Consider the following 24968-nt stretch of genomic DNA (forward strand, 5'->3'; position numbering starts at 1 on the left):
GGCAAAAACGCCTTTGCGCAGTGGGGGTGGGCTGGTTAGGATGTGTTTCCGCCAACTGCCGACAGCGTCATACGACAGGAGCAGGCATGAACCCGGTCGCCGCCCGCCAGGGCATCATTTCCCTGAAATTCAAGGACACGGCTGCGCTCTATAACGCGTATATGCCGTTCCTCAAGCATGGCGGCCTGTTCGCGCCCACCGCGCAGCGCTACTCGCTGGGCGACGAAGTCGTGTTGCTGATCAGCCTTATCGACGAAAGCGAGCGTTTGTCGGTCGCCGGCAAGGTGGTGTGGATTACGCCGATCGGTGCTCAGGGCAATCGCACTGCCGGTATCGGCGTGCAATTCAACGAGTCGACCGACGGTGAAGCGGCGCGCGGGCGCATAGAGTCTTTGCTGGCGGGTGCTCTGGGTTCGGAGCGGGCCACTCAGACGATGTAAGCGCTGATTGAGGCTATCCGGGCTCGCGTGCAGGGGCGCCAGCGTCCTTCGGCCCGGCCCTGCAGCCTTCGACGATCACCTTCTTGCAAGAAATATCCCATGGTGCGCCACGCAAGGCTTGTCGGCCTACCCATGCGCGCTGATACAATATCTCGATCCCTGGGCCCGCCCCGAGGATCGTCGAGCACCTGCATTCTGCACGTCAGCGTACAGGGCTGGACAGCCCGCTGAATCGAACTCCGGACCGTTATACCCCAACGGTCACTGATGCACCTTTGTGGTGCGGAGGTAAGTTAAATCGTGCTTGCCGAATATTGGCCCGTTCTCCTGTTCATCGCGGTTGCCGCTGGAATGGGTATCCTCCTCATCACGCTCGGCCTGCTGGTCGGTCCGCGGCGCCCCGAGTCAGACAAGCTCTCGCCCTACGAGTGCGGCTTCGAGGCCTTCGAGGATGCGCGCATGCAATTTGACGTGCGCTATTACCTGCTTGCCATCCTCTTCATCATTTTCGACTTGGAAATCGCCTTCCTGTTTCCGTGGGCGGTGGTGTTCAAGCAGATCGGCATCGTTGCGCTGATCGAGATGGGGCTGTTCCTGCTGTTGCTGGTGATCGGTTTTGCCTACGTGTGGAAGAAGGGAGCGCTGGAATGGGAGTGATCTCCGCCATTGATCGGGTGATGCACAACCCGCAGCCGTTGAACGTGGTGGACGATATCCTGCGTCCGGCCGGCGACAACCCCGTCATCCAACGTGGCGCCGTCACCACGACCGTCGATGCGCTGATGAACTGGGCGCGTACCGGCTCCATGTGGCCGATGACTTTCGGTCTGGCTTGCTGTGCAGTGGAAATGATGCACGCCGGCGCTGCGCGCCTGGACTTGGATCGCTACGGCGTGGTGTTCCGTCCCAGCCCGCGCCAGTCCGACGTGATGATCGTCGCCGGTACGCTGGTCAACAAGATGGCCCCCGCGCTGCGCAAGGTTTACGACCAGATGCCCGACCCGAAATGGGTGATTTCGATGGGCAGCTGCGCCAATGGTGGTGGTTATTACCACTACTCCTATTCTGTGGTGCGCGGTTGCGATCGCATCGTTCCGGTGGACATCTACGTACCGGGCTGCCCGCCCACCGCCGAGGCGTTGATTCACGGCATTTTGCAGTTGCAAAAGAAGATCCGTCGTACCAGCACCATCGCGCGTTCCTGAAAGGCGTCGTCATGAGCGATACACAAACGAACTCGCTGGCCGAGCGCCTCAACGCGCGATTTGGCGATCAACTGAAAATTACCGTCTCGCACGGTCAAGTTACCGCAGTAGTGGCTGCCGCCAATTTGCTGTCGGTAGCCACCGCGCTGCGTGACGAGCCGGGCTTTCGCTTCACCGAAGCGGTCGACCTGTGCGGCGTCGATTATCTGAGCCACGGCCAGACCGAGTGGGATACCACCGACGTCACGAGCACCGGTTTCTCGCGCGGCGTGGAAGGCGAGGCGGTCGGCCGTTTCACCTGGGCAGATCGCCCGCGTGACGTGGCAATACCGAACCGTTTCGGCTCGGTGGTTCACCTGCTATCGATCGAGCTCAACCAGCGCCTGCGCGTACGCGTGTTCTGCGAAGACGATTCGCTGCCGGTAGTGCCGTCGCTGGTGCACACCTGGCCGGGCCTGAACTGGTTCGAGCGCGAGTCGTTCGATCTGTTCGGCATCATCTACGACGGCCACCCGGACCTGCGCCGCATCCTTACCGACTATGGTTTCGTCGGCCATCCGTTCCGCAAGGACTTCCCGCTGATCGGCAACGTCGAAGTGCGTTACGACACTGAGCAGAAGCGTGTGGTCTACGAACCGGTTTCCATCGAACCGCGCGTGCTGGTCCCGCGCGTGATCCGCGACGACGCCGACCTGATCCAGGCCAAGGCGGAAGCCGCCGACCACTGGCGGGAGAACTGAGCATGAGCGCCCAAGAAATCCGCAATTACACGATGAACTTCGGCCCGCAGCATCCCGCTGCGCACGGCGTGTTGCGCCTGGTGCTGGAGATGGACGGCGAAACCGTCGTCCGTGCCGATCCGCACATCGGTCTGCTGCATCGTGGTACCGAAAAGCTGGCCGAATCCAAGCCGTTCAACCAGTCGATCGGCTACATGGACCGTCTCGACTACGTGTCGATGATGTGCAACGAGCACGCCTACGTGCGCGCGATCGAAGCCCTGCTGGGGATCGAGGCGCCGGTGCGTGCGCAGTACATCCGCACCATGTTCGACGAGATCACCCGCATCCTCAATCACCTGATGTGGGTGGGTTCCAACGCACTCGACCTGGGTGCGATGGCGGTGTTTCTGTATGCGTTCCGCGAGCGCGAAGAGCTGATGGACTGCTACGAGGCAGTCTCCGGCGCGCGCATGCATGCCACGTATTACCGTCCCGGCGGCGTCTATCGCGATCTGCCGGGCAAGATGCCACAATACCGTGAGTCGCCCTGGCACAAGGGTGCGGACCTCAAGCGCCTGAACAGCTGGCGTGAAGGCTCCATGCTCGACTACCTCGATCAATTCACCGCCGACTTCTTCAAGAAGGTGGATGAATACGAGGAACTGCTCACCAATAACCGTATCTGGAAGCAGCGTACCGTCGGCATCGGCGTGGTGTCGCCGGAAATGGCCCAGCAATGGGGCATGACGGGTGCGCTGCTGCGCGGTTCGGGCATTGCCTGGGATCTGCGCAAGAAGCAGCCCTATGCCATGTATGCCGATGTGGATTTCGACATCCCGGTCGGCGTGAACGGCGATTGCTACGACCGTTACCTCGTCCGTGTCGAGGAAATGCGCCAGTCCAACCGCATCATCCAGCAGTGCGTGAAATGGCTGCGCGCCAATCCCGGCCCGGTGATGGTGGACAACTTCAAGGTCGCGCCGCCCAAGCGCGAGGCCATGAAGGAAGACATGGAAGCGCTGATCCATCACTTCAAGCTGTTTACCGAAGGCTACGGCGTGCCGGCCGGTGAAACCTATGCGGCGGTCGAAGCCCCCAAGGGCGAGTTCGGCTGCTACCTGGTTTCCGACGGTGCGAACAAGCCGTTCCGCGTGCACCTGCGCGCACCGGGCTTTGCCCACCTGTCGTCGATGGACGCTGTCGTACGTGGCCACATGCTGGCTGACGCGGTGGCGGTGATCGGTACCTATGACCTCGTGTTCGGCGAAGTCGATCGCTGAGCCCGGAGGATAAGCACACATGAAAGCCACCGGAAATTACGAGCAGGTCAAGAACGTCGATCCGCTCGCCGTGCTCAACGAGCATACCCGTCATCACATCGATCACTGGCTGGGCAAGTTCCCGCCGGATCGCAAGCGTTCGGCGCTGATCCAGGCGCTGTTCGCCGCGCAGGAACAGAACAACGGTTATCTCACCGATGAGCTGATTACCGCGGTCGCCAAGTACATCGACGTGCCTGCGGTGTGGGCCTATGAGGTGTCCAGCTTCTATTCGATGCTGGAAACCAAGCCGGTCGGGCGCAACAACGTGGCCGTCTGCACCAACATCTCGTGCTGGCTCAACGGCGGCGAAGACCTGCTGCGCCACTGTGAGAAGAAGCTCGGCATCAAGGCAGGCGAAAGCACGCCCGATGGCCGCGTGTATCTGAAGAAAGAAGAAGAGTGCATCGCTGCCTGCGTGTATGCGCCGGCGATGACGGTCAATGGTCATTACCACGAGCGTCTCACGACCGAAAAGGTCGACGAGATCATCGACGGTTTGAAATAAGGGCAGGGCAATGGCAGTCGGACCCGCACCCCAGGAACATCAGGTCGTCTACACCACGCTGCATTTCGACAAGCCGTGGGCGATGGACAGTTACCTACAGACTGACGGCTACAAGGCGTGGAAGAAAATCCTCGCCGAGAAGCCCGATCCCGCTTCGATCGTCGAGATCGTCAAGAACAGCAACCTGCGCGGCCGTGGCGGCGCGGGCTTCCCGACCGGCTTGAAGTGGTCCTTCATGCCCAAGGGCAACATGCAGAAGTACATTCTCTGCAATTCCGACGAGTCGGAGCCGGGCACCGCGAAAGACCGCGACATCCTGCGCTACAACCCGCACTCGGTGGTCGAAGGCCTGGCGATCGCGTGCTACGCGACCGGTTCCACGGTGGCCTACAACTACCTGCGTGGCGAATTCCATCACGAGCCCTTTGAGCATTTCGAAGAGGCGCTGAAGGAAGCTTATGCGGCCGGCCTGCTGGGCAAGAACATTCAGGGCACCGGCATCGACGTGGACATCTATGGCGCACTCGGCGCCGGTGCCTACATCTGCGGCGAAGAAACCGCGCTGATGGAATCGCTGGAGGGCAAGAAGGGCCAGCCGCGCTTCAAGCCGCCGTTCCCGGCCAACTTCGGCCTGTACGGCAAGCCGACCACCATCAACAACACCGAAACCTATGCTTCGGTGCCGGCCATCCTGCGCAATGGCGCGGAGTGGTTCCTCAATCTCGGAAAGCCAAACAACGGCGGTCCGAAGATTTTCTCGGTGTCGGGTCACGTCAACAATCCGGGCAACTTCGAAGTCCGCCTGGGTACCTCGTTCAAGGATCTGCTTGAACTGGCTGGTGGCGTGCGCAACGGCAACAAGCTGAAAGCGGTGATTCCCGGCGGCTCCTCGATGAAGGTGCTCAACGCCGAGGAAATGATGTCCGCCACCATGGATTACGATTGCCTGCAGAAGCTCGGCTCGGGCCTGGGTTCCGGTGCGGTGATCGTGATGGATGAGACCACCTGCATGGTCAAGGCCTGCCACCGCATTTCGCAGTTCTATCACGCCGAATCCTGTGGCCAGTGCACGCCTTGTCGCGAAGGCACGGGTTGGATGTTCCGCGTGCTCACGCGCATCGTGGAAGGCAAGGGCACGCAGGACGACCTGCATCGCCTCAAAGCCATCGCCGGCCAGATCGAAGGCCACACCATCTGCGCGTTCGGCGAAGCCGCCGCGTGGCCGGTGCAGGGGTTCCTCGCCAAGTTCTGGAACGAATTCGAATACTACGTGCAGCATGGTCGCTCGATGACCGAAGACCAGCTTGCCGGTAACCTCCGTGGAGTTGCTGCATGAGTGCGCAGCCAGCCAATACCGCGCCTGATCTCCTGAACATCGAGATCGATGGCAAGCCCACGCAGATCCGCAAGGGCGCGATGATCATCGAGGCAGCTGATGCCGTCGGCATCGCGATTCCGCGCTTCTGCTATCACCGCAAGCTGCCGATCGCCGCCAACTGTCGCATGTGCCTGGTGGACGTCGAAATGGGCGGCCGTCCGATGCCCAAGCCGCAGCCGGCTTGCGCCACTCCGGTGGCCGAGGGCATGAAGGTCACCACCCGCACGGAAAAGGCGCTGAAGTTTCAGCGCGACGTGATGGAATTCCTGCTGATCAATCATCCGCTCGATTGCCCGATCTGCGATCAGGGCGGCGAGTGCGAACTGCAGGACGTGGCGCTCGGCTATGGCCGCAGCGTGTCGCGTTACACCGAGCGCAAGCGCACCATCGCCGACGAAAATCTCGGCTCGCTGGTTGCCACCGAAATGACCCGCTGCATCCAGTGCACCCGCTGCGTGCGCTTCACCAGCGAAATCGCCGGCACCTATGAACTGGGTGGCATGAGCCGCGGTGAAAACCTGCAGATCGGCACCTACATCGGCAAGACGCTGGAAACCGAACTGTCGGGCAACATCATCGACGTCTGCCCGGTCGGCGCGCTGACCAACAAGCCGTTCCAGTTCAAGGCGCGCGCCTGGGAACTGATCGCCAAGCCGTCGATCGCTTATCACGACGCGCTCGGTTCCAACCTGTGGCTGCACACGCGCCGCGGGGAAGTGCTGCGCACCGTGCCGCGCGACAACGAAGCCATCAACGAATGCTGGCTGTCGGACCGCGATCGTTACAGCTACCAGGGCCTGTATGCAGCCGACCGCGTGCATGCACCGCAAGTGAAGCGCAACGGTCAGTGGCAGGCCACTACCTGGGAAGATGCCCTCGCCACGGCGGCCGAAGCACTGAAGGGTGTATCGGGCAACGACCTGGGCGTGCTGGTGCATCCGGCCACCACCAACGAAGAAGGCAGCCTGCTGGTGCGCCTGGCGCAAGGCCTCGGCAGCGCCCACGTCGACCACCGCCTGCGTCAGCTGGATTTCGCCGACGACGCCAGTGCGCGTAAGTTCGGCATGCCGGTGGCGGACGTGGACAAGGCCAAGGCCGTGTTGCTGGTCGGCTCCGATCTGCGTTACGAATTGCCGCTGCTCAACCACCGCGTACACCAGGCGGTGAAGAAGGGCGCGAAGGTTTACGCCGTCAATCCGGCCGAGTTCCATTTCAACTACAAGCTGGAAGGCGAGGCCGTCGTGCCGCCGCAGTTCCTGGTCGAGTCGTTGCTGGTGCTCGCCAAGGCGCTGATCGAAGCCGGCGCCACTGCGCCGTCCTTCATCCAGAACGATGCCATGGCCCATCTGCAGGTCACCGAAAAGGCGCGCGAAGCGGTCAATTCGCTGAAATCAGGCCACTCCGTGGTAATTCTGGGCGAACTGGCCGTTACCCATCCGCAGGCTTCCTGGCTGCGCGCCATCGCCCGCTTCATCGCCGAAGCGACGGGTGCTGCGTACAACGAACTGCCGGTCGGCGCCAACGCCATCGGGCTGGCCAAGGTCGGCGTGCTGCCGGGGCAGGGCGGTCTGCATGCGCAGGCCATGCTGGCCCAGCCGCGCAAGGCTTACGTGCTGTACGGCTTGGAGCTGCCGCATGATTTCGCCGATGGCGTAGCCGTTACCAACGCCTTGCATGGCACCCAGCACATCGTCGCCTTCGCCGCCTTCGCCAGTCCGGCGCTGCGCGACGTGGCCGATGTGATCCTGCCGATCGGCCTGCTGCCGGAAATCCAGGGCACGCTGGTCAACGTTGACGGTGTTGCACAGAGCGTGGAAGCAGGTGCCAAGGCGCCGGCCGACGCACGCCCAGGCTGGAAGGTCTTGCGTGCGTTGGGTGGGCTGATGAAGCTGCCTGGTTTCGAGTTCGACGATATGGCCGGTCTCCGCAGCGGCATCGTGGAGAATGCTCCCGCGACATCGTCGAATCTGGCCGAGCGCAAGCCGGTGCAGGGTTTGAGCCGGCTGGCCAGCTGGCCGATCTACCGTAGCGATGCGGTGCTGCGCCGTGCTACTGCGCTGCAAGCGCATCCGCTCAATCGCGCCGCGGCGGTCCGCGTGAATGCTGCCGAAGCACAGCGCATCGGGCTGGCCGAGGGCGACCAGGTCAAGCTCGCCAACACCGTCCTGCCGTTGGCCATCGATGCAACGGTGCCCGATGGTGCCGCATGGATTGAGGCTGCCCACGACCAGACCGCGACGCTGCCGCCTTACGGCGCGGCCATCACCTTGAGCAAGGCGTAAATCATGGTCGATCAGATTTTTCATCAGCTAATCATTCCCATACTGCTGATTCTTGCGGTCGTCATTCCGCTCACTCTGACGGTGGCGCTGTATGTGTACTGGGAACGCAAGGTGCTGGGCTGGATGCACGTGCGCATGGGGCCCAACCAGGTAGGCCCGTTGGGCTTGCTGCAGGCCTTTGCCGACGTGGTGAAGCTGATCTGCAAGGAAGTGATCCTTCCGACCAGCGCCAACAAGTTCCTGTATTACACGGCGCCGCTGCTGGCCTTGATTCCTGCATTGGCGGCATGGGCCGTGGTGCCCTTCGGCGCGCGCTTTGCCATATCCAATGCCAATGCGGGGTTGCTCTACCTGCTGGCGATGACCTCGCTGGGCGTGTACGGCATCATCCTGGCCGGCTGGGCGTCCAACTCGCGTTACGCACTGTTGGGCGCGATGCGTTCGGCAGCGCAGGTGATCTCCTACGAACTGGCGATGGGCTTGTGCCTGGTCTGCGTGCTGGTGTTGGCGGGCAGCCTCAATCTCACCGACATCGTCATGGCGCAGGGCGGCCACAAAGGCATCGCCGACTGGTTCATGTGGCCGTTGCTGCCGGTGTTCGTGGTGTATTTCATTTCGGGCGTAGCCGAAACCAACCGCGCGCCGTTCGACGTGGCCGAAGGCGAGTCGGAAATCGTTGCCGGTTTCCACGTGGAATATTCGGGTTCGGCCTTCGCGCTGTTCTTCCTGGCCGAATACGCCAACATGATCCTGGTCGCCTTCCTGGCCTCGATCCTGTTCATGGGCGGCTGGCTGAGTCCGTTCCCGGAAAGCGTGCCGTTCCTCGGCCACGCCAGTTTCATCTGGCTGTTGGCGAAGGCTTTCTTCTTCGCATTCCTGTTCCTGTGGTTCCGTGCCACTTTCCCGCGCTATCGCTATGACCAGATCATGCGGCTGGGTTGGAAGGTGTTCATTCCCATCGCCATCGTGTGGGTGTTTGTCGCCGGCTGCATGAAGTACTACGGCTGGGTTCACATCGGCACGGGGGGCTAAAGAAAGCCATGTCTAGCATTACCAACTATTTCAAAAGCCTGTTGCTCATTGAGTTGCTCAAGGGCATGGTGCTGACCGGCCGCTACCTGGTCAGCCCCAAGTACACGATGCGCTACCCGATGGAGCACATCCCCAAGTCCAACCGTTTCCGCGGTCTGCATGCCTTGCGCCGTTACGCCAACGGCGAAGAGCGCTGCATTGCGTGCAAGTTGTGCGAAGCGGTGTGCCCGGCGCTGGCGATCACCATCGACTCCGCTCCGCGCGAGAGCGACGGCCAGCGTCGTACCACGCGTTATGACATCGACTTGTTCAAGTGCATCTACTGCGGCTTCTGCGAAGAGAGCTGCCCGGTGGACTCGATCGTCGAGACGCACATCCACGAATACCATTTCGAACATCGCGGCGAAAACGTGGTGACCAAGCCCCAGCTGCTCGCCATTGGCGATCGCTTTGAGGCCGAAATCGCGGCGGCACGCGCACAAGATGCGGCCTATCGCTGAGGACACTATCGATGATTGATCCGTCCGTGTTCCAACTCGTTTGTTTCTACGCCTTCGCTGCCGTCACGGTGATTGCGGCGCTGTCGGTGGTGACGCTGCGCAACTCGGTGCATGCCGTGCTCGCGCTCGTGCTCACCTTCTTCAGCACCGCCTGCATCTGGATGCTGGCCGAAGCCGAATTCCTCGCCATCGCCCTGATCGTGGTCTACGTCGGCGCCGTGATGGTGTTGTTCCTGTTCGTGGTGATGATGCTCGACATCGACCAGGAGAAGCTGCGCGAGGGCTTCGTAAAGTACCTGCCGGTCGGCCTGATCGTGGCTGTCGCGATGCTGGTGGAAATGCTGGGTCTGATCGGCGTGCGCGTGATGCACGCGCAGACGATGGGCGAGAACCCGGCCACCGCCGCAGGCATGTCCAATACGGCGTGGCTGGGCCAGGCGCTCTACACCCAGTACCTGCTTCCGTTCGAAATTGCCGCGCTGATTCTTACCGTCGGCGTGATCGCCGCCGTGGCGCTTACCTTGCGCCAGCGCACCGGCGTGCGTCACCAGCAGGCCAGCGAACAGGTGGCGGTGAAGGCCAGCGATCGCGTGCGCATCGTGAAGATGGCGGCGGAACGCCCGGCCGATAGCCAGCCTGCACCGGCTCAGGAGCCCAAGCCATGATTACGCTTTCACACTACATCGTGCTTGGCGCGATCCTGTTCTGTATTTCGGTGGCGGGCCTGTTCATCAACCGCAAGAACGTGATCGTGCTGCTGATGGCGATCGAGCTGATGCTGCTCGCCGTCAACATCAACTTCGTGGCCTTCTCGCGCTTCAACCACGACGTGGCGGGGCAGGTCTTCGTTTTCTTCATTCTCACCGTGGCTGCCGCAGAGTCTGCGATCGGCCTGGCGATCCTGGTCCTGCTGTTCCGTAATCGCAGCACGGTCAACGTCGCCGAAATCGACAGCATGAAGGGCTGAGCACCATGGAACTTTCCTCCTCCATACTGTTGACCATCGCACTGGCGCCGCTGGTGGGATGCTTGCTGGCGGGTTTCCTCGGCAAGCAGATCGGCCGCGCCGGCGCGCATAGCGTCACCATTCTCGGCCTGCTGATTTCCTGCGGCCTGTCGTTCTACGTGCTCTATCAGATCACGGCAGGCGGCGCGCCGGTCTACAACCACAATGTCTACACATGGTTCGAGATCGGCAAGTACACGGCCAGCGTTGGCTTCCTGATCGATCGCCTCACCGCCATGATGATGGTGGTGGTGACCTTCGTGTCGCTGTTGGTGCACGTGTACACCATCGGCTACATGGCGGATGACGACGGTTACCAGCGTTTCTTCAGCTACATCTCGCTGTTCACCTTCTCGATGTTGATGCTCGTGATGAGCAACAACTTCCTGCAGCTGTTCTTCGGCTGGGAAGCGGTGGGCCTGGTGTCGTATCTGCTGATCGGCTTCTGGTACAAGCGCCCCACGGCGATCTTCGCCAACCTCAAGGCGTTCCTGGTCAACCGCGTCGGCGACTTTGGCTTCCTGCTCGGTATTGCTGCCATCCTGTATTTCCTTGGCACGCTGGATTACGCCACCGCGTTCGCTTCGGCACCGACGCTGGTGGGCAAGACCCTGGCGATCACCCAGCACGTGCAGTGGGACGCGGCGACCGTGATCTGCATCCTGCTGTTCATCGGCGCGATGGGTAAGTCTGCCCAGGTGCCGTTGCACGTGTGGCTGCCCGATTCGATGGAAGGCCCGACCCCGATCTCGGCACTGATCCACGCCGCAACGATGGTGACCGCCGGCATCTTCATGGTGGCGCGCATGTCGCCGCTGTATGAGCTGTCGGATACCGCGCTGAGCTTCGTGCTGGTGATCGGCGCAACGGGTGCCTTGTTCACTGGCTTGATCGGTATCGTGCAGAACGACATCAAGCGCGTGGTTGCTTACTCCACGTTGTCACAGCTGGGCTACATGACCGTCGCACTTGGCGTGTCGGCTTACGCCGGCGCCGTGTTCCACCTGATGACGCACGCCTTCTTCAAGGCATTGCTGTTCCTGGGTGCGGGTTCGGTGATCATCGCCATGCATCACGAGCAGGACATGCGCTACATGGGCGGCCTGCGCAAGTACATGCCGATCACCTGGATCACCATGTGGGTGGGTTCGCTCGCTCTGGTGGCAGTACCTTTTACCTCGGGCTTCTACTCTAAGGATGCGATTATCGAGGCGGTTGGCGAGTCGCATCGCTGGGGCTCCGGTTATGCGTATTTCTGCGTAATGGCCGGCGCCTTCGTCACGGCGTTGTACACCTTCCGCCAGATGTACCTGACCTTCCACGGCAAGGAACGCTTCACCGTAGTGGAGCATCACGGGCACGGTCATCACGACGACCATGATGATCACGGCCACCACAAGCCGGGCGAGCTGGCCCACGCGCCGCACGAGTCGCCATGGGTGGTGACCCTTCCGCTGGTGCTGCTGGCGATCCCGTCGCTTCTGGTCGGCTTCTTCACTGTTGGGCCGATGCTGTTCGGTGGCTGGTTCGGTGGCGCGGTCCACGTGAATGAGGTCAACAACGTGCTGGGCGAGATGGGCGCGCACTTCGAGGGTGCGGCAGGCATGGCGCTGCATGGCTTCTCGCTGTTTGGTCCGTTCGGACTGGTGTTGCTGGCCTTCGCGATCCAGACCTACATCTATCTGTTCAACCCCTCGGTGGCGGACAAGATCAAGAGCGCGCTGAAGCCGATCTGGGTGCTGCTCGACCGCAAATATTTCGTTGACGACATCTACTTCGCCATCTTCGCGCGCGGCGGTGTCGCTCTCGGCCGCATGTTCTGGAAGGGTGGTGACGCCGCCGTGATCGACGGCGTGCTGATTGACGGTTCGGCCAGCATGATCCAGCGCATTGCCTCCGGTGTGCGCCGTCTGCAGTCCGGTTATCTGTATCACTACGCCTTTGCGATGATCCTCGGCCTGATCCTGCTCTTGGGCGGGTATTGGCTGATCGGGCAATAAGGGAAGCGAGCTCCATGTTCAATCATCTGCTCAGCCTGCTGATCTGGCTGCCCATCGCAGGCGCTGTGCCTGTCCTGCTGGCCGGCTCCGGTCGTCCTAACCTGGCGCGTTGGCTATCGTTGCTGATGGCCATCCTCACCTTCGCCGTGAGCCTGTTCCTCATTCCGCAATACAACGCGGATGTGGGCGGCATGCAGCTTGCCGAAAGCCACGTGTGGATCTCGGCGCTCAATGTCCATTACTCGCTGGCGGTGGACGGCATCTCGGTCGCTCTGATCCTGCTGACCACCTTCGTGGGCATCCTGGTCATCATCGGCGCCTGGGACGTGATCCAGGACAATCCGCACCAGTACATGGCTGCCATGCTGGTGCTCGAAGGCCTGATGATCGGCGTGTTCTGCGCCACCGACGCCTTGCTGTTCTATGTGTTCTTCGAGGCGATGCTGATCCCGATGTTCATTCTCATCGGTATCTGGGGTGGTCCGCGCCGCGTCTATGCAACCCTGAAGTTCTTCATCTACACGTTCCTGGGCTCGATCTTCATGCTGATCGGCCTGATCTACCTGTATCTGAAGGCTGGTACGTTCGATCTGCACACGCTGGCCACGCTGCCGCTCACCCTGACCGAGCAGAGCTGGCTGTTCTTCGCCTTCCTGATCGCCTTCGCGGTGAAGGTGCCGATGGTGCCGGTGCATACCTGGTTGCCGGATGCCCACGTGGAAGCGCCAACCGGCGGTTCGGTGGTGCTGGCGGCGGTCATGCTGAAGATCGGCGGATACGGGTTCCTGCGTTTCAGTTTGCCGATCGTGCCGGATGCCTCCGCGCAGTTCGCCTGGTTGGTGATCCTGCTGAGCCTGATCGCCGTGGTCTACATCGGCTACGTGGCGCTGGTACAGGAAGACATGAAGAAGCTGGTGGCCTATTCGTCGGTTGCCCACATGGGCTTCGTGACGCTGGGTATCTTCATCGGCTTCATGCTGGTACGCCAATTCGGCAATACCGATGCCGCCCGCCTGGGCATGCAGGGTGCGATGGTGCAGATGATCTCGCACGGTTTCATTTCCGGCGCGATGTTCTCCTGCATCGGCGTGCTGTACGACCGCATGCATACCCGCATGATCAAGGACTACGGCGGCGTGATTAACGTGATGCCGTGGTTCGGTTTCTTCTACGTACTGTTTGCCATGGCCAACTGCGGTCTGCCGGGCACCAGCGGTTTCGTGGGCGAATTCATGGTGATCCTGGCCAGTTTCAGTGCCAATCCGTGGATTGCGTTCTTCGCCGCGTTCACCCTGATCATCGGTGCGGCTTACACCCTCTGGCTGGTCAAGCGCGTGTTGTGGGGCGATGTCACCAATTCCCACGTGGCCGAAATGAAAGACATCAACGGGCGCGAAACCCTCGTGCTGGGCGCGTTCGCCGCACTGGTGCTGATCGTCGGCATCTGGCCCGAACCGCTGACGCACCTGATGAACAGCTCGGTCACGCAGCTTGTCCAGTTGTTGGCCGTCCACAAGGTTTGATCGAGAGCCACCATGCCGACTTTTAACGACATTCTCATCATGGTGCCGGAGTTCTATCTGGTTGCCGCGGCGTGCGTACTCCTTCTTGCGGATGCCTTCCTACCGGCCAGCCAGCGCGGCCCCACCCTCCATTGGGCTTCCATCTTCGTGTTGGTAGCCGGTATCTACCTGGTGGTAGCGCATCAGCCGAGCGGTACCGTCACGGCGTTCAACGGCATGTTCATTCGCGATGGCGTGGCGGAGATCCTCAAGGTCTTTGCCTTGTTGTGCACCATCCTGGTGTTCATCTACGCCAAGCCGTATCTGAGCGACCGCAAACTGTTCGTCGGCGAGTTCTACACGCTGATGATCTTTGCGGTGATCGGTGTGATGCTGCTGGTCTCGGCCGGCAACCTGATCATGGTGTACCTGGGGCTTGAGCTGCTCACGCTGTCGTCGTATGCGCTGGTTGCGTTGAACCGCGACTCGAAGCTTTCCTCCGAGGCGGCAATCAAGTATTTCGTGCTGGGTGCGTTGGCCTCGGGCATGCTGCTGTACGGCATGTCGATGGTTTACGGTGCCACCGGTACGTTGGACCTGACGCAACTGCGCAGTGCGATTCCGCACAGCGGGATGCCGCATCTGCTGGTGTTCGGCCTGATCTTCATGCTCATCGGTATCGCGTTCAAGCTGGGCGCAGCACCGTTCCACATGTGGATTCCGGATGTTTACCAGGGTTCGCCGACCGCGGTGACCGTGTTCATCGGTTCGGCTCCCAAGCTGGCTGCCTTCGGCATGGCGTTCCGCCTGTTGGCGGTCGGCATGGGCGATCTGTCGCAGCATTGGCAGTTGATGCTGGCGGCGCTGGCCGTGCTTTCGCTGGCGGTGGGCAACCTGGTTGCCATCGTGCAGACCAATCTCAAGCGCCTGCTGGCTTACTCGACCATCTCACACATGGGTTACCTGTTGCTGGGCCTGGTCAATGCCGGGCCGGAAGGGTATGCCTCGGCGATGTTCTATGCGATCAGCTATGCGCTGATGTCGACCGCAGCCTTCGGCGTGATTCTTGCGCTCAGCCGTGCCGGTTTCGAGTGCGAGGAAATCTCCGATTTCAAAGGCCTGAACCGGCGCTCGCCCTGGATGGCCTTCATGATGCTGTTGTGCATGTTCTCGCTCGCTGGCGTGCCGCCGCTATTTGGCTTCTTTGCCAAACTGCTCGTGCTGCAGGCGGCGATCCATGCCGGCATGATGTGGTTGGCGATCGTGGGTGCGGTGTTTGCCATCATCGGCCTGTACTACTACCTGCACGTCGTGAAGGTGATGTATTTCGACAAGCCCGACGAGGGAACTGAAGTGCGTCTTCAGCCCGATTTCACGCTGCGCCTGGCGTTGTCGTTGAATGCGCTGGCATTGCTGGTTCTTGGTTTCTATTGGGGACCGCTGCTGAGCTGGTGTCAGCAGGCATTTGTGAGCTGAAATAGTCGTTTTATTTCAGTGAAGTGAAAAATAAAGAGTTTCAAGGCTTGCAAGAATTCGGCCACGTCGCTAGAATTCTCGGACTCTGATGCGGGGTGGAGCAGTCTGGCAGCTCGTCGGGCTCATAACCCGAAGGTCGCAGGTTCGAATCCTGCCCCCGCTACCAGGTCTTTCTTGGACAAGAAAGCCTCCTCAGGGAGGCTTTTTTGTTGGGCGCAAGGATGCGGCGCGCGTTATCGGGCCATAATGGGCAGCGGTGGGCGCGGGGAAAGAGCCTGGAGGAGTCGGGACATCGGCGAGATAAGGGAATGGGCCGCTTGAGCCCATTTTTTGTTTCTGGCGACAGCTGACGGACGACATGGACACGCAAGCTCTGGCACGACGATTTACCGAGGTTTTGGCTGATCTTCAGCTCGAATGCATCGGCGTGGAATTCAGCCCTTCGCAGGGGCAGAGCACGCTGCGCGTCTACCTTGATACCGAGGGACGCGAAGTAACGCTCGACGATTGCGAAGCAGCCAGCCGCGAGCTGTCGGCGCTGCTCGACGTTGAAGATCCGATCCCTGGGCATTATTTGTTGGAAGTGTCTTCGCCGGGAATCGACCGGCCGCTGTTCACCGCTGCCCAGTTCGGCAAAGTGGTGGGACAGGAAGTGAAGATATTGTTGAAGGCGCCGATCGAAGGCCGCCGTCGATTGCGGGGAAAGATTGCTTCGGTGGAAGGCGAGCAGATCTCGCTGGAGGCCGAGGGCAAGATGTTTCAATTCGAGCACGATGCGGTGGAAAGCGCGCGCATCGTGCCCGACTGGGCTGCGCTCGGTTACGTGCCGCAACCCAAGCTCGGCGGTCGCAAGCCGGGCGCCAAAAAGAAATGAGTGTTGAATTGGTCAATCTGTCGATGGAGCGCCGGACGGCGTTCACGGAGTGGTTGCAATGAGCAAAGAACTTTTGCTGGTGGTAGACGCGGTTGCCAACGAAAAGGGCGTGCCGCGCGACGTGATCTTCCTGGCCATGGAAGCCGCCTTGGCGTCTGCTGCCAAAAAGCGCTACCCCGAGGAGGATCCGGATATTCGCGTAGCCATCGACCGCAACTCGGGCGACTATGAAACGTTTCGCCGGTGGGAAGTCATTGCCGACGATGGCGAGATGGAGTCGCCGTTCCACCAGTTGCGCCTGATGGATGCCGTCGACGAGCGTGCCGATGCAGTCATAGGCGATTACATCGAGCAGCAGATCGAGAACGCCGAATTCGGCCGCATCGCCGCGCAGGCCGCCAAGCAGGTGATCGTGCAGCGCGTGCGCGAAGCTGAGCGCCAGCAGGTGGTGGACGCGTTCAAGGATCGCGTGGGCGAACTGGTCACCGGCATCGTCAAGCGCGTCGAGCGCGGCAACATCTACCTGGACCTCGGCGGCAATGCCGAAGCCTTCATCCCTCGCGACAAGACCATTCCGCGCGAATCGCACCGCGTCGGCGACCGCGTGCGCGGTTATCTGCAGGAAGTACGCTCCGAAGTGCGCGGCCCGCAGTTGTTCGTCTCCCGCGCAGCACCGGAGTTCATGATCGAGCTGTTCAAGCTCGAGGTGCCGGAAGTCGGCCAGGGGCTGGTGGAAATCAAGGGTTGCGCGCGCGATCCGGGCGACCGCGCCAAGATCGCCGTGGTGGCCCACGATACGCGCACCGATCCCATCGGTGCCTGCATCGGCATGCGCGGCTCGCGCGTGCAGGCCGTGTCCAACGAGCTCAACGGCGAGCGCGTGGATATCATCCTGTGGCACGAAAATCAGGCTCAGTACGTCATTAACGCCATGGCGCCGGCCGAAGTGCAATCCATCATCATGGATGAAGACAAGCACTCGATGGACATCGCGGTGGCTGAGGACAAGCTCTCGCAGGCCATCGGCCGCGGCGGCCAGAACGTGCGCCTGGCCAGCAAACTCACCGGCTGGCAGCTCAACGTGATGACCCAGGACCAGGTGGCAGCCAAGAGCGAAGCCGAGCAGGAATCCGCTCGTCAGCTGTTCATGGACAAGCTGGAAGTGGACCAGGAAATCGCCAACATCCTCGTGCAGGAAGGCTTCTCCAGCGTCGAGGAAATCGCCTACGTGCCGAGCGCCGAACTGCTGGCGATCGAGGGTTTCGACGAAGACATCGTGGAAGAGCTCCGAGCCCGCGCCCGCGACTCGCTGCTCACCGAAGCGCTTGCCGTCGAAGAAAACATCGACGAGCACCAGCCCTCGCAGGAATTGCTCGAACTCCACGGCATGGATGAAGCCACGGCTTATGCGCTCGCCGAGCGCGGCGTGGTGACGATCGACGATCTGGCCGATCTCGCGGTCGACGACTTGATCGATATCGAAGGCATGGACGAAGACCGTGCAGCCGCACTCATCATGGCCGCACGCGCGCCGATGATTGCGAAGCTGGAGAAGGGCGGCTAACCGCGGGCGGCCACGTCCTGGATGGGCGTGCCGAGGAGCCCTTTGGGTTTCCACCAAGGATGGCGATGACCGTGCAAAGCACTTTGTACGGACGATAAGCGCGGGAACGGCGGAGAAAGAACACGATGTCGGATGTCACGATCAAACAACTAGCCCAGGTCCTGGGTATGCCGGTCGACAGGCTGCTCACGCAGCTTGGCGAAGCAGGCATGAAATTCTCCGATCCGGAGCAAGTCATCAGCAGCACCGAAAAGGTGAAGTTGCTCGGCTTCCTGCGTCGCACGCATGGCAAGTCTGACGTTGCTGTCGAAGCGGAAGATTCCTCGCCCCGGCAAATCACCCTGAAGCGGCGCAAGATCAGCGAGCTCAAGGTGGCCACGCCGGGCGGTCGCGGTGCACCCAGCGGCGCGAAGACGGTGAACGTGGAAGTGCGCGCCAAGCGCACCTACGTCAAGCGCAGCGTGATTGCCGAAGAAGCAAGCTCGGATGTTGAGCGCGAAGACGCGCTGCGCAAGCTGCAGGAATCCCAGCAGCAGCGCGAGCACGAAGAAACCGAACGCGTCGAGGCAGATCGCCGTAAGCAGGAGGAAGTGCTCCTGCGTGCGGAGGAAGAAGCTCGTCTCGAAGCCGAGGCCGAGCGCGCACGCCAGGAAGCCACCGCTGCTGCCGAGGCGGCAGCGCAGGCAGCTGCTGCTGCGGCAGAGGCGCACGAGCGCCGGCTTGCCGAAGAAGCTTCCGCCGGCGAAGCCGAAACTGCACACGCTGTACCTGCGCCGACGCCCGCACCCGCCCCTGTGGAGGCCGAGCCGAAGGTGGCGGAAGCCGAGCAGCAGGCACCGGCCGTGCAGCGCATCGACCAGCATTCGCTGGGCATGATCCTTCCGCGTATTCACGAACCGCGCAAGCGCGAAAAGAAGCCGGTAGCGGCTCCCGCGCCTGCGCCCGCGCCGGCTCCTGCACCCGCGGCCGCGGGTGCAGCGAACGCCAGCGGCGGTGCGGATAATCGCGCTAAGCCCCGTCACGGCGTACGCGAACGTGATGACGTGCCAGGCGGCAAGCGATTTGCCGCGGGTGAATTGCACCTATCCGAGGCGGATCGCGCGCGTCGTTCCAACAAGCGCGGCAAGCCCGGCAAGGGTTCTGGGCGTGAAACGCCGCGTGGCGGCAGCCCTGCGGCCGCCACGGCTCACGGCTTCTCGCGCCCGACGGCTCCCGTCGTGCGCGAAGTGGTCATCGGCGATGCCAACGTCGTCGCCGAGCTGGCACAGAAGATGGCAGTAAAAGGCTCCGAGGTGGTCAAGGCGCTGTTCAAGATGGGTGTCATGGCAACCATCAACCAGACCATCGACCACGACACCGCCGTGCTGGTGGTGGAAGAACTCGGCCACAAGCCGGTGGAAGCCAGCGACCAGGGCGCGGAAGCGGCACTGGCCGCGCACACGCAGAATGCCGAGCTGGAAGGCGAGCGCTCGCTGCGTCCGCCGGTGGTCACCATCATGGGTCACGTCGACCACGGCAAGACCTCTCTGCTCGACTACATCCGCCGCACCAAGGTGGCAGCGGGCGAAGCGGGCGGCATTACCCAGCACATCGGCGCGTATCACGTGGAAACGCCCAAGGGCGTGATCACCTTCCTCGATACGCCAGGCCACGCGGCATTCACTTCCATGCGTGCACGCGGCGCGCAATCCACCGACATCGTGGTGCTGGTGGTGGCCGCTGACGACGGCGTCATGCCGCAGACCAAGGAAGCCGTGCAGCACGCACGCGCTGCCAAGGTGCCGCTGATCGTTGCCGTCAACAAGATGGATAAGTCGGATGCCAATCCCGACAACGTGAAGCAGGGCCTCGGCAACCTCGAGGTGATCCCGGAAGAGTGGGGTGGCGACACGCCGTTCGTGCCGGTATCGGCCAAGACGGGCATGGGTATCGACAGCCTGCTCGATGCGATTTCGGTGCAGGCCGAAGTGATGGAGCTGACGGCGGTCAAGGACGGCCCCGCCTCGGGCGTGGTGATCGAATCCAGCCTCGACCGCGGTCGCGGCCCGGTGGCTACGGTGCTGGTGCAGCAGGGTACGTTGAAGCGCGGCGACTTCGTCGTGTGCGGTATCGAATACGGCCGCATGCGCGCACTGGTCGACGAAACCGGCAAAACGGTCCAGGAAGCCGGTCCGTCCATTCCCGTGCAGGTGCTCGGCTTGTCCGGCGTGCCCGAATCCGGCGATGACTTCGTGGTGGTGGCCGATGAGCGCCTGGCCCGTGAAGTGGCGGCCGAACGTCAGCTCAAGCGTCGCGAAACGCGCATGGTCAGCAAGGCCAACCGTCTGGAAGACATCATGGCGCAGATGGGCCAGGGTGCGGAGCAGCAGACGCTCAACATCCTGGTCAAGGCGGATGTGCAGGGTTCGGTACAGGCTTTGCGCGAATCGCTCAGCACGATCGGCAACGAGAACGTGAAGGTGAACGTGATCGCGTCCGGTGTCGGTGGCATCACCGAATCCGATGCCACGCTGGCCGCTGCATCCAAGGCGTTGATCATCGGCTTCAACGTTCGCGCAGATGCTTCGGCGCGCAAGGTGATCGACACGGCGGGTCTGGACGTGCGTTACTTTTCGATCATCTATGACGTGATCGATCAGGTGAAGCAGGCCGCTTCCGGTCTGCTTGGCGTAGAGGTGCGCGAAGAGATCATCGGTGTCGCACAGGTGCGCGACGTGTTCCGCAGCTCCAAGTTTGGCGCCGTGGCCGGTTGCATGGTGGTGGAAGGCGTGGTCAAGCGCAGCAAGCCGATCCGCGTGCTGCGTGACAACACGGTGATCTTCCAGGGCGAACTGGAGTCGCTGCGCCGCTTCAAGGACCTGGTCGACGAAGTGCGCAACGGCATGGAATGCGGTATCGCCGTGAAGCAATACAACGACGTAAAGGTCGGCGACCAGATCGAATGCTTCGAACGCATCGAAGTCGCCCGTACGCTGTAATCGAAGGAACGGCGGCGAGAGCTCCCGTTCCGTTGATCCGAAGCCCGGGCACGCGCCCGGGCTTTTTCACTTGTCGTAACCTAGCGGAGCGGCACACGTGCCGTCCGCTGCCAGCTCCCCGTTTTCAGGGGTAAGGAGTCATCCATGCCATCACGCGACTTCAAACGCACAGACCGCGTTGGCGCCGAGTTGCGCCGCGAGATCGGTACCCTGGTGCATGCCGCCGTGCGCGACCACGGCCTGCCATCTTGCAGCGTGTCGGATGTGGAGGTGACGCGCGACCTGGACTGGGCCACCGTCTGGGTGACGGCGTTGTTGCCTGAGCAATCGAAGGAGGCTGTCAAGGCGCTCAATGAGCTGGCGGGCGAATTTCGCCGCGCCCTGTCTCGCCAGATGCGTCTGCGCCGCGTGCCTGAGTTGCGCTTCAAATACGACGACTCGGTCGACAAGGGCGAGCGAATCGAACACCTGCTGCGCCAGGATGCGGCTCATCCGGAGACGGACGAGGGCGAAGGCTGAGTTCTCGCTGCTGCGCTTGCCATCACCATGAGTCGTCGTCGAAAACGTCCGGGCGCGCGGAACCTGCACGGTATCCTGTTGCTCGATAAACCTTTGGGAATGAGTTCGAACAAGGCCCTGCAAATGGCCTTGGCGATCCTGCGCGCCGCCAAGGGAGGCCATACCGGTGCCCTGGATCCGCTGGCCACCGGCTTGTTGCCCCTGTGCTTTGGCGAGGCCACCAAGATCGCTGGCGGCTTGCTCGGCTCACGCAAGGCGTATGTCGCGGAATGCCGGTTGGGTATCACGACGACGACGGCCGATCGCGAGGGCGAAATCGTGGACGAGCGTCCGGTTCCGGTCTTGAGCGAGGCGGCTATCGAGGCTGCGCTGGCCCCGCTGCGCGGACGAATCGTGCAGGTGCCGCCGGTGTACTCGGCGCTCAAACAGGACGGCGAGCCGCTTTACCTGAAGGCACGGCGAGGGGAGTCCGTTCAGGCTCCCCCGCGCGAAGTAGAGATCGACCGGCTGGAACTGGTCTCCCGCACCGCAGATACGCTGACCCTGCACGTCGAGTGCGGTTCCGGCACCTATATCCGCAGCCTGGCCGTCGACCTGGGGCAGAGCCTAGGCTGCGGCGCGCACCTGACCGCCTTGCGCCGCCTGTGGGTGGATCCTTTCCGGGAGCCGACCATGGTGAGCCTGGATCAGCTTCGCGAGGCCGCGGAGCAGGGGGAATCGGTGCTGGACCGTCTCGTACTGCCCGTTTCGGCCGGCCTGGCCGATCTGCCCTCGTTGCGGCTGGACGCGGCGGCGAGTCATGCCGTCTCACAGGGCCGTCAGATCGAGTGGCCCGGGGCAGCCCCTGGCGAGCGATCAACCGCCTTTGCCAGCGACGGACGCCTGCTGGCCCTGGTCGATTGCGACGAGCAGGGGCGCGTGCGGATTCTGCGGGGGTTTAACATCCCGGCCCATGCCGCGGAAAGCCATTCCTAGCATGGTCTTGTTGCCGCCTGCCCAGGCTAGCTACAATATCCCTCTTGATTCAGTACCTTCGTTCAACCTGTCGGAGCTTGCGCAACGTCATCGGGAGGTGACGTTGCGCAAGTTCCGCACCCGTTTTTATAGGAAGAGATAAACATGTCCCTCACCGCAGAACAGTCCGGCAAGATCATTGCTGACTTCGGCCGCAAGCCGAACGATACCGGTTCGCCGGAAGTGCAGGTCGCCCTGCTTTCCGCCCGCATCGAACATCTCACCGGTCACTTCAAGACCCACAAGCAGGATCACCACTCGCGTCGCGGCCTGCTCAAGCTGGTCAACCAGCGCAAGAGCCTGCTCGGCTACCTGAAGAAAAACGACCTGGCTCGCTATCAGAGCCTGATCGAGCGCCTCGGCCTGCGTCGTTGATTTTTTGCGCTCATCCGTGATCGCGAAAGTCAACAAGCGGCCATCCACGGCAGCACTTTTAAATTCAGGACAATCCAAGTGGCGAAAGTAACCAAGTCATTCCAGTACGGTAACCACGAAGTCACTCTGGAGACGGGCGAAATCGCCCGCCAGGCTTCGGGCGCCGTCATGGTCAGCATGGGCGGCACCGTTGTGCTCGTTTCCGTGGTGGCCGCGGCCAAGGCGAAGGAAGGGCAGGACTTCTTCCCGCTCACCGTCGATTATGTCGAGAAGTTCTACTCCGCCGGTCGCATCCCGGGCGGCTTCTTCAAGCGCGAAGGCCGGCCGACCGAGAAGGAGACGCTCACCTCGCGTCTGATCGATCGTCCGGTGCGCCCGCTGTTCCCGGAAGAGTTCAAGAACGAAGTGCAGGTCATCGCACAGGTCGTTTCGCTGAATCCGGAAATCGACGGCGACATCGTCTCGATGATCGGCGCTTCCGCAGCGCTGACGCTCGCCGGCATCCCGTTCAAGGGTCCGATCGGTGCTGCACGCGTGGGTTACGCCAAGGGCCAGTACCTGCTCAATCCGACTGCCACGGAGCTCAAGACCTCCGATCTGGACCTGGTTGTCGCCGGTACCGCCAATGCGGTGCTGATGGTGGAATCCGAAGCCAAGCTGCTCAGCGAAGAAGTGATGCTGGGTGCCGTGGTGTTCGGCCACCAGCAGATGCAGGTGGCGATCAAGGCCATCAACGAGTTCGTGGCCGAAGCCGGCCGCAAGACGTTCACGTGGTCTGCTCCGGTCCGCAACGATGCGTTGTTCAACGACATCCAGAGCATTCTGGGCGATCGTCTGGAGAAGGCTTTCCAGATCCGCGACAAGCTGGAGCGCCGCGACGCCATCTCCGCGCTCAAGGCCGACATCAAGACCGGCATCGCCGAAACGGCTGCTTCGCATGGCTGGAGCGACCTCGATATCAGCAACGCGTTTGCCGAGATCGAATACCGCACCATGCGCGACGGCGTGCTGAAGACCAAGGTCCGCATCGACGGTCGCCAGCTCGACGACATCCGTCCGATCAGCGTGCGCGTCGGCGTGCTGCCGCGTACCCATGGTTCGGCGCTGTTCACCCGCGGCGAGACCCAGGCACTGGTGGTGGCTACCCTCGGCACCACGCGCGATGCGCAGATCATCGATGCGCCGGAAGGCGAGTCGAAGGACAGCTTCCTGTTCCATTACAACTTCCCGCCCTTCTCGGTCGGTGAGACCGGTCGCTTCGGCGCGCCGAAGCGTCGCGAAATCGGCCACGGCCGTCTCGCCAAGCGCGGCGTGCAGGCGGTCAAGCCGACCATCGAAGAATTCCCGTACGTGCTGCGCGTGGTGTCTGAAATCACCGAGTCGAACGGTTCCTCCTCGATGGCCTCGGTGTGCGGCTCCTCGCTCGCGATGATGGACGCCGGCGTGCCGCTCAAGTCTCCGGTGGCGGGTATCGCCATGGGTCTGGTCAAGGAAGGCGGCGACTTCGTGGTGCTGTCCGACATCCTGGGCGACGAAGATCACCTCGGCGACATGGACTTCAAGGTGGCCGGTAGCGCCGATGGCGTGTCCGCACTGCAGATGGACATCAAGATCGAAGGCATCACCGAAGAGATCATGAAGTTGGCGCTGGAGCAGGCCAAGCGTGGCCGTCTGCACATCCTGGGCGAAATGGCCAAGGTGATCAGCACGCCGCGTTCGGAGATGAGCGAGTACGCCCCGCGCCTGCTCACCATCAAGATCCATCCGGACAAGATCCGCGAAGTCATCGGCAAGGGCGGCGCCACCATCCGTTCGATCACCGAAGAAACCGGTACCACCATCGACATCAGCGACGACGGCACGGTCGTGATCGCCTCGGTCAACCGCCTGGCGGCCGACGAGGCGAAGAAGCGCATCGAGCAGATCGTCTCCGACGTCGAGCCGGGTCGCATCTACGAAGGCAAGGTTGCCAAGCTGATGGATTTCGGTGCGTTCGTAACGATCCTGCCGGGCAAGGACGGTCTGGTGCACGTGTCGCAGATTTCCAACGAGCGCGTCGAGAAGGTTTCCGACAAGCTCAAGGAAGGCGATATCGTGAAGGTGAAGGTGCTCGAAGTGGACAAGCAGGGCCGTATCCGCCTGTCCATGAAGGCCGTTACCGAAGACGAAGGCGCCAGCGCCTAAGTCTTTCGCTGACAAGCCGATCATCGAAAACGCTCGACTCTTGTAGTCGGGCGTTTTCATTTTCGCAATCTTGTATTTGGTAGGATGCTG

General features: G+C 61.9%; 22 protein-coding genes and 1 tRNA gene. All 23 read left to right on the forward strand.

All coding sequences use genetic code 11. The features are described from left to right. The first annotated feature begins 86 nt into the window (after positions 1-86). The gene (locus ISS99_RS15085) at positions 87-440 is read left to right on the forward strand and encodes a PilZ domain-containing protein (RefSeq protein WP_204632408.1); all 354 of its coding nucleotides are present in this window, start codon (positions 87-89) and stop codon (positions 438-440) included. Positions 441-740: 300 nt separating this feature from the next. After that, complete coding sequence (locus ISS99_RS15090) at positions 741-1097, forward strand: NADH-quinone oxidoreductase subunit A (RefSeq protein WP_204632409.1); 357 nt, start codon at positions 741-743, stop codon at positions 1095-1097. Next, positions 1088-1645 (forward strand): NuoB/complex I 20 kDa subunit family protein, encoded by a 558-nt coding sequence (locus ISS99_RS15095; RefSeq protein WP_115476777.1) that lies wholly within the window; start codon positions 1088-1090, stop codon positions 1643-1645. The genes ISS99_RS15090 and ISS99_RS15095 overlap by 10 nt, the downstream gene beginning before the upstream one ends. Positions 1646-1656: 11 nt before the next feature. Continuing rightward, complete coding sequence (locus tag ISS99_RS15100; protein ID WP_204632410.1) at positions 1657-2385, forward strand: NADH-quinone oxidoreductase subunit C; 729 nt, start codon at positions 1657-1659, stop codon at positions 2383-2385. 2 nt (positions 2386-2387) lie between these two features. Next, the gene (locus ISS99_RS15105) at positions 2388-3647 is read left to right on the forward strand and encodes an NADH-quinone oxidoreductase subunit D (RefSeq protein ID WP_204632411.1); all 1260 of its coding nucleotides are present in this window, start codon (positions 2388-2390) and stop codon (positions 3645-3647) included. 19 nt (positions 3648-3666) lie between these two features. Further along, positions 3667-4194, forward strand: a complete 528-nt coding sequence (gene nuoE, locus ISS99_RS15110; RefSeq protein ID WP_204632412.1) for an NADH-quinone oxidoreductase subunit NuoE — start codon at positions 3667-3669, stop codon at positions 4192-4194. 10 nt (positions 4195-4204) lie between these two features. Continuing rightward, positions 4205-5530 (forward strand): NADH-quinone oxidoreductase subunit NuoF, encoded by a 1326-nt coding sequence (nuoF, locus tag ISS99_RS15115; RefSeq protein WP_204632413.1) that lies wholly within the window; start codon positions 4205-4207, stop codon positions 5528-5530. Further along, positions 5527-7854, forward strand: coding sequence for an NADH-quinone oxidoreductase subunit NuoG (gene nuoG, locus ISS99_RS15120; protein WP_204632414.1), 2328 nt, complete (start codon positions 5527-5529; stop codon positions 7852-7854). The genes nuoF and nuoG overlap by 4 nt, the downstream gene beginning before the upstream one ends. Before the next feature lie 3 nt (positions 7855-7857). Continuing rightward, a complete protein-coding gene (gene nuoH, locus ISS99_RS15125; protein ID WP_204632415.1) occupies positions 7858-8886 on the forward strand; it encodes an NADH-quinone oxidoreductase subunit NuoH in 1029 nt (342 codons plus the stop codon). Between the two features lie 8 nt (positions 8887-8894). Further along, on the forward strand, positions 8895-9386 hold the full coding sequence (gene nuoI / locus ISS99_RS15130) for an NADH-quinone oxidoreductase subunit NuoI (RefSeq protein WP_204632416.1): 492 nt from the start codon (positions 8895-8897) through the stop codon (positions 9384-9386). 11 nt (positions 9387-9397) lie between these two features. Then, complete coding sequence (locus ISS99_RS15135) at positions 9398-10051, forward strand: NADH-quinone oxidoreductase subunit J (protein WP_204632417.1); 654 nt, start codon at positions 9398-9400, stop codon at positions 10049-10051. Continuing rightward, positions 10048-10353 (forward strand): NADH-quinone oxidoreductase subunit NuoK, encoded by a 306-nt coding sequence (gene nuoK / locus ISS99_RS15140; protein WP_115476769.1) that lies wholly within the window; start codon positions 10048-10050, stop codon positions 10351-10353. The genes ISS99_RS15135 and nuoK overlap by 4 nt, the downstream gene beginning before the upstream one ends. Before the next feature lie 5 nt (positions 10354-10358). Continuing rightward, the gene (gene nuoL, locus ISS99_RS15145; protein ID WP_204632418.1) at positions 10359-12392 is read left to right on the forward strand and encodes an NADH-quinone oxidoreductase subunit L; all 2034 of its coding nucleotides are present in this window, start codon (positions 10359-10361) and stop codon (positions 12390-12392) included. A 14-nt stretch (positions 12393-12406) separates the two neighbouring features. Continuing rightward, positions 12407-13915: an NADH-quinone oxidoreductase subunit M gene (locus ISS99_RS15150; protein WP_204632419.1), complete on the forward strand. Its 1509-nt coding sequence runs from the start codon at positions 12407-12409 to the stop codon at positions 13913-13915. 12 nt (positions 13916-13927) lie between these two features. After that, a complete protein-coding gene (gene nuoN, locus ISS99_RS15155; RefSeq protein WP_204632420.1) occupies positions 13928-15370 on the forward strand; it encodes an NADH-quinone oxidoreductase subunit NuoN in 1443 nt (480 codons plus the stop codon). Positions 15371-15459: 89 nt separating this feature from the next. Continuing rightward, positions 15460-15536 (forward strand) — tRNA-Met (locus ISS99_RS15160). 192 nt (positions 15537-15728) lie between these two features. Beyond that, on the forward strand, positions 15729-16244 hold the full coding sequence (locus ISS99_RS15165; RefSeq protein ID WP_204632421.1) for a ribosome maturation factor RimP: 516 nt from the start codon (positions 15729-15731) through the stop codon (positions 16242-16244). Between the two features lie 58 nt (positions 16245-16302). Further along, entirely contained in the window at positions 16303-17808 is a 1506-nt protein-coding gene (nusA, locus tag ISS99_RS15170) for a transcription termination factor NusA (RefSeq protein ID WP_204632422.1), read from the forward strand. 125 nt (positions 17809-17933) lie between these two features. Continuing rightward, a complete protein-coding gene (gene infB / locus ISS99_RS15175; RefSeq protein WP_204632423.1) occupies positions 17934-20786 on the forward strand; it encodes a translation initiation factor IF-2 in 2853 nt (950 codons plus the stop codon). 144 nt (positions 20787-20930) lie between these two features. After that, positions 20931-21305 (forward strand): 30S ribosome-binding factor RbfA, encoded by a 375-nt coding sequence (rbfA, locus tag ISS99_RS15180; protein WP_204632424.1) that lies wholly within the window; start codon positions 20931-20933, stop codon positions 21303-21305. Between the two features lie 27 nt (positions 21306-21332). After that, complete coding sequence (gene truB, locus ISS99_RS15185; protein WP_204632425.1) at positions 21333-22280, forward strand: tRNA pseudouridine(55) synthase TruB; 948 nt, start codon at positions 21333-21335, stop codon at positions 22278-22280. A gap of 144 nt (positions 22281-22424) precedes the next feature. Next, on the forward strand, positions 22425-22694 hold the full coding sequence (gene rpsO, locus ISS99_RS15190) for a 30S ribosomal protein S15 (RefSeq protein WP_204632426.1): 270 nt from the start codon (positions 22425-22427) through the stop codon (positions 22692-22694). Positions 22695-22772: 78 nt separating this feature from the next. Beyond that, on the forward strand, positions 22773-24878 hold the full coding sequence (gene pnp / locus ISS99_RS15195; RefSeq protein ID WP_204632427.1) for a polyribonucleotide nucleotidyltransferase: 2106 nt from the start codon (positions 22773-22775) through the stop codon (positions 24876-24878). Positions 24879-24968 lie beyond the last annotated feature (90 nt).

The sequence above is a fragment of the Dyella mobilis genome, from assembly GCF_016904945.1.
Lineage (GTDB): Bacteria > Pseudomonadota > Gammaproteobacteria > Xanthomonadales > Rhodanobacteraceae > Dyella_B > Dyella_B mobilis.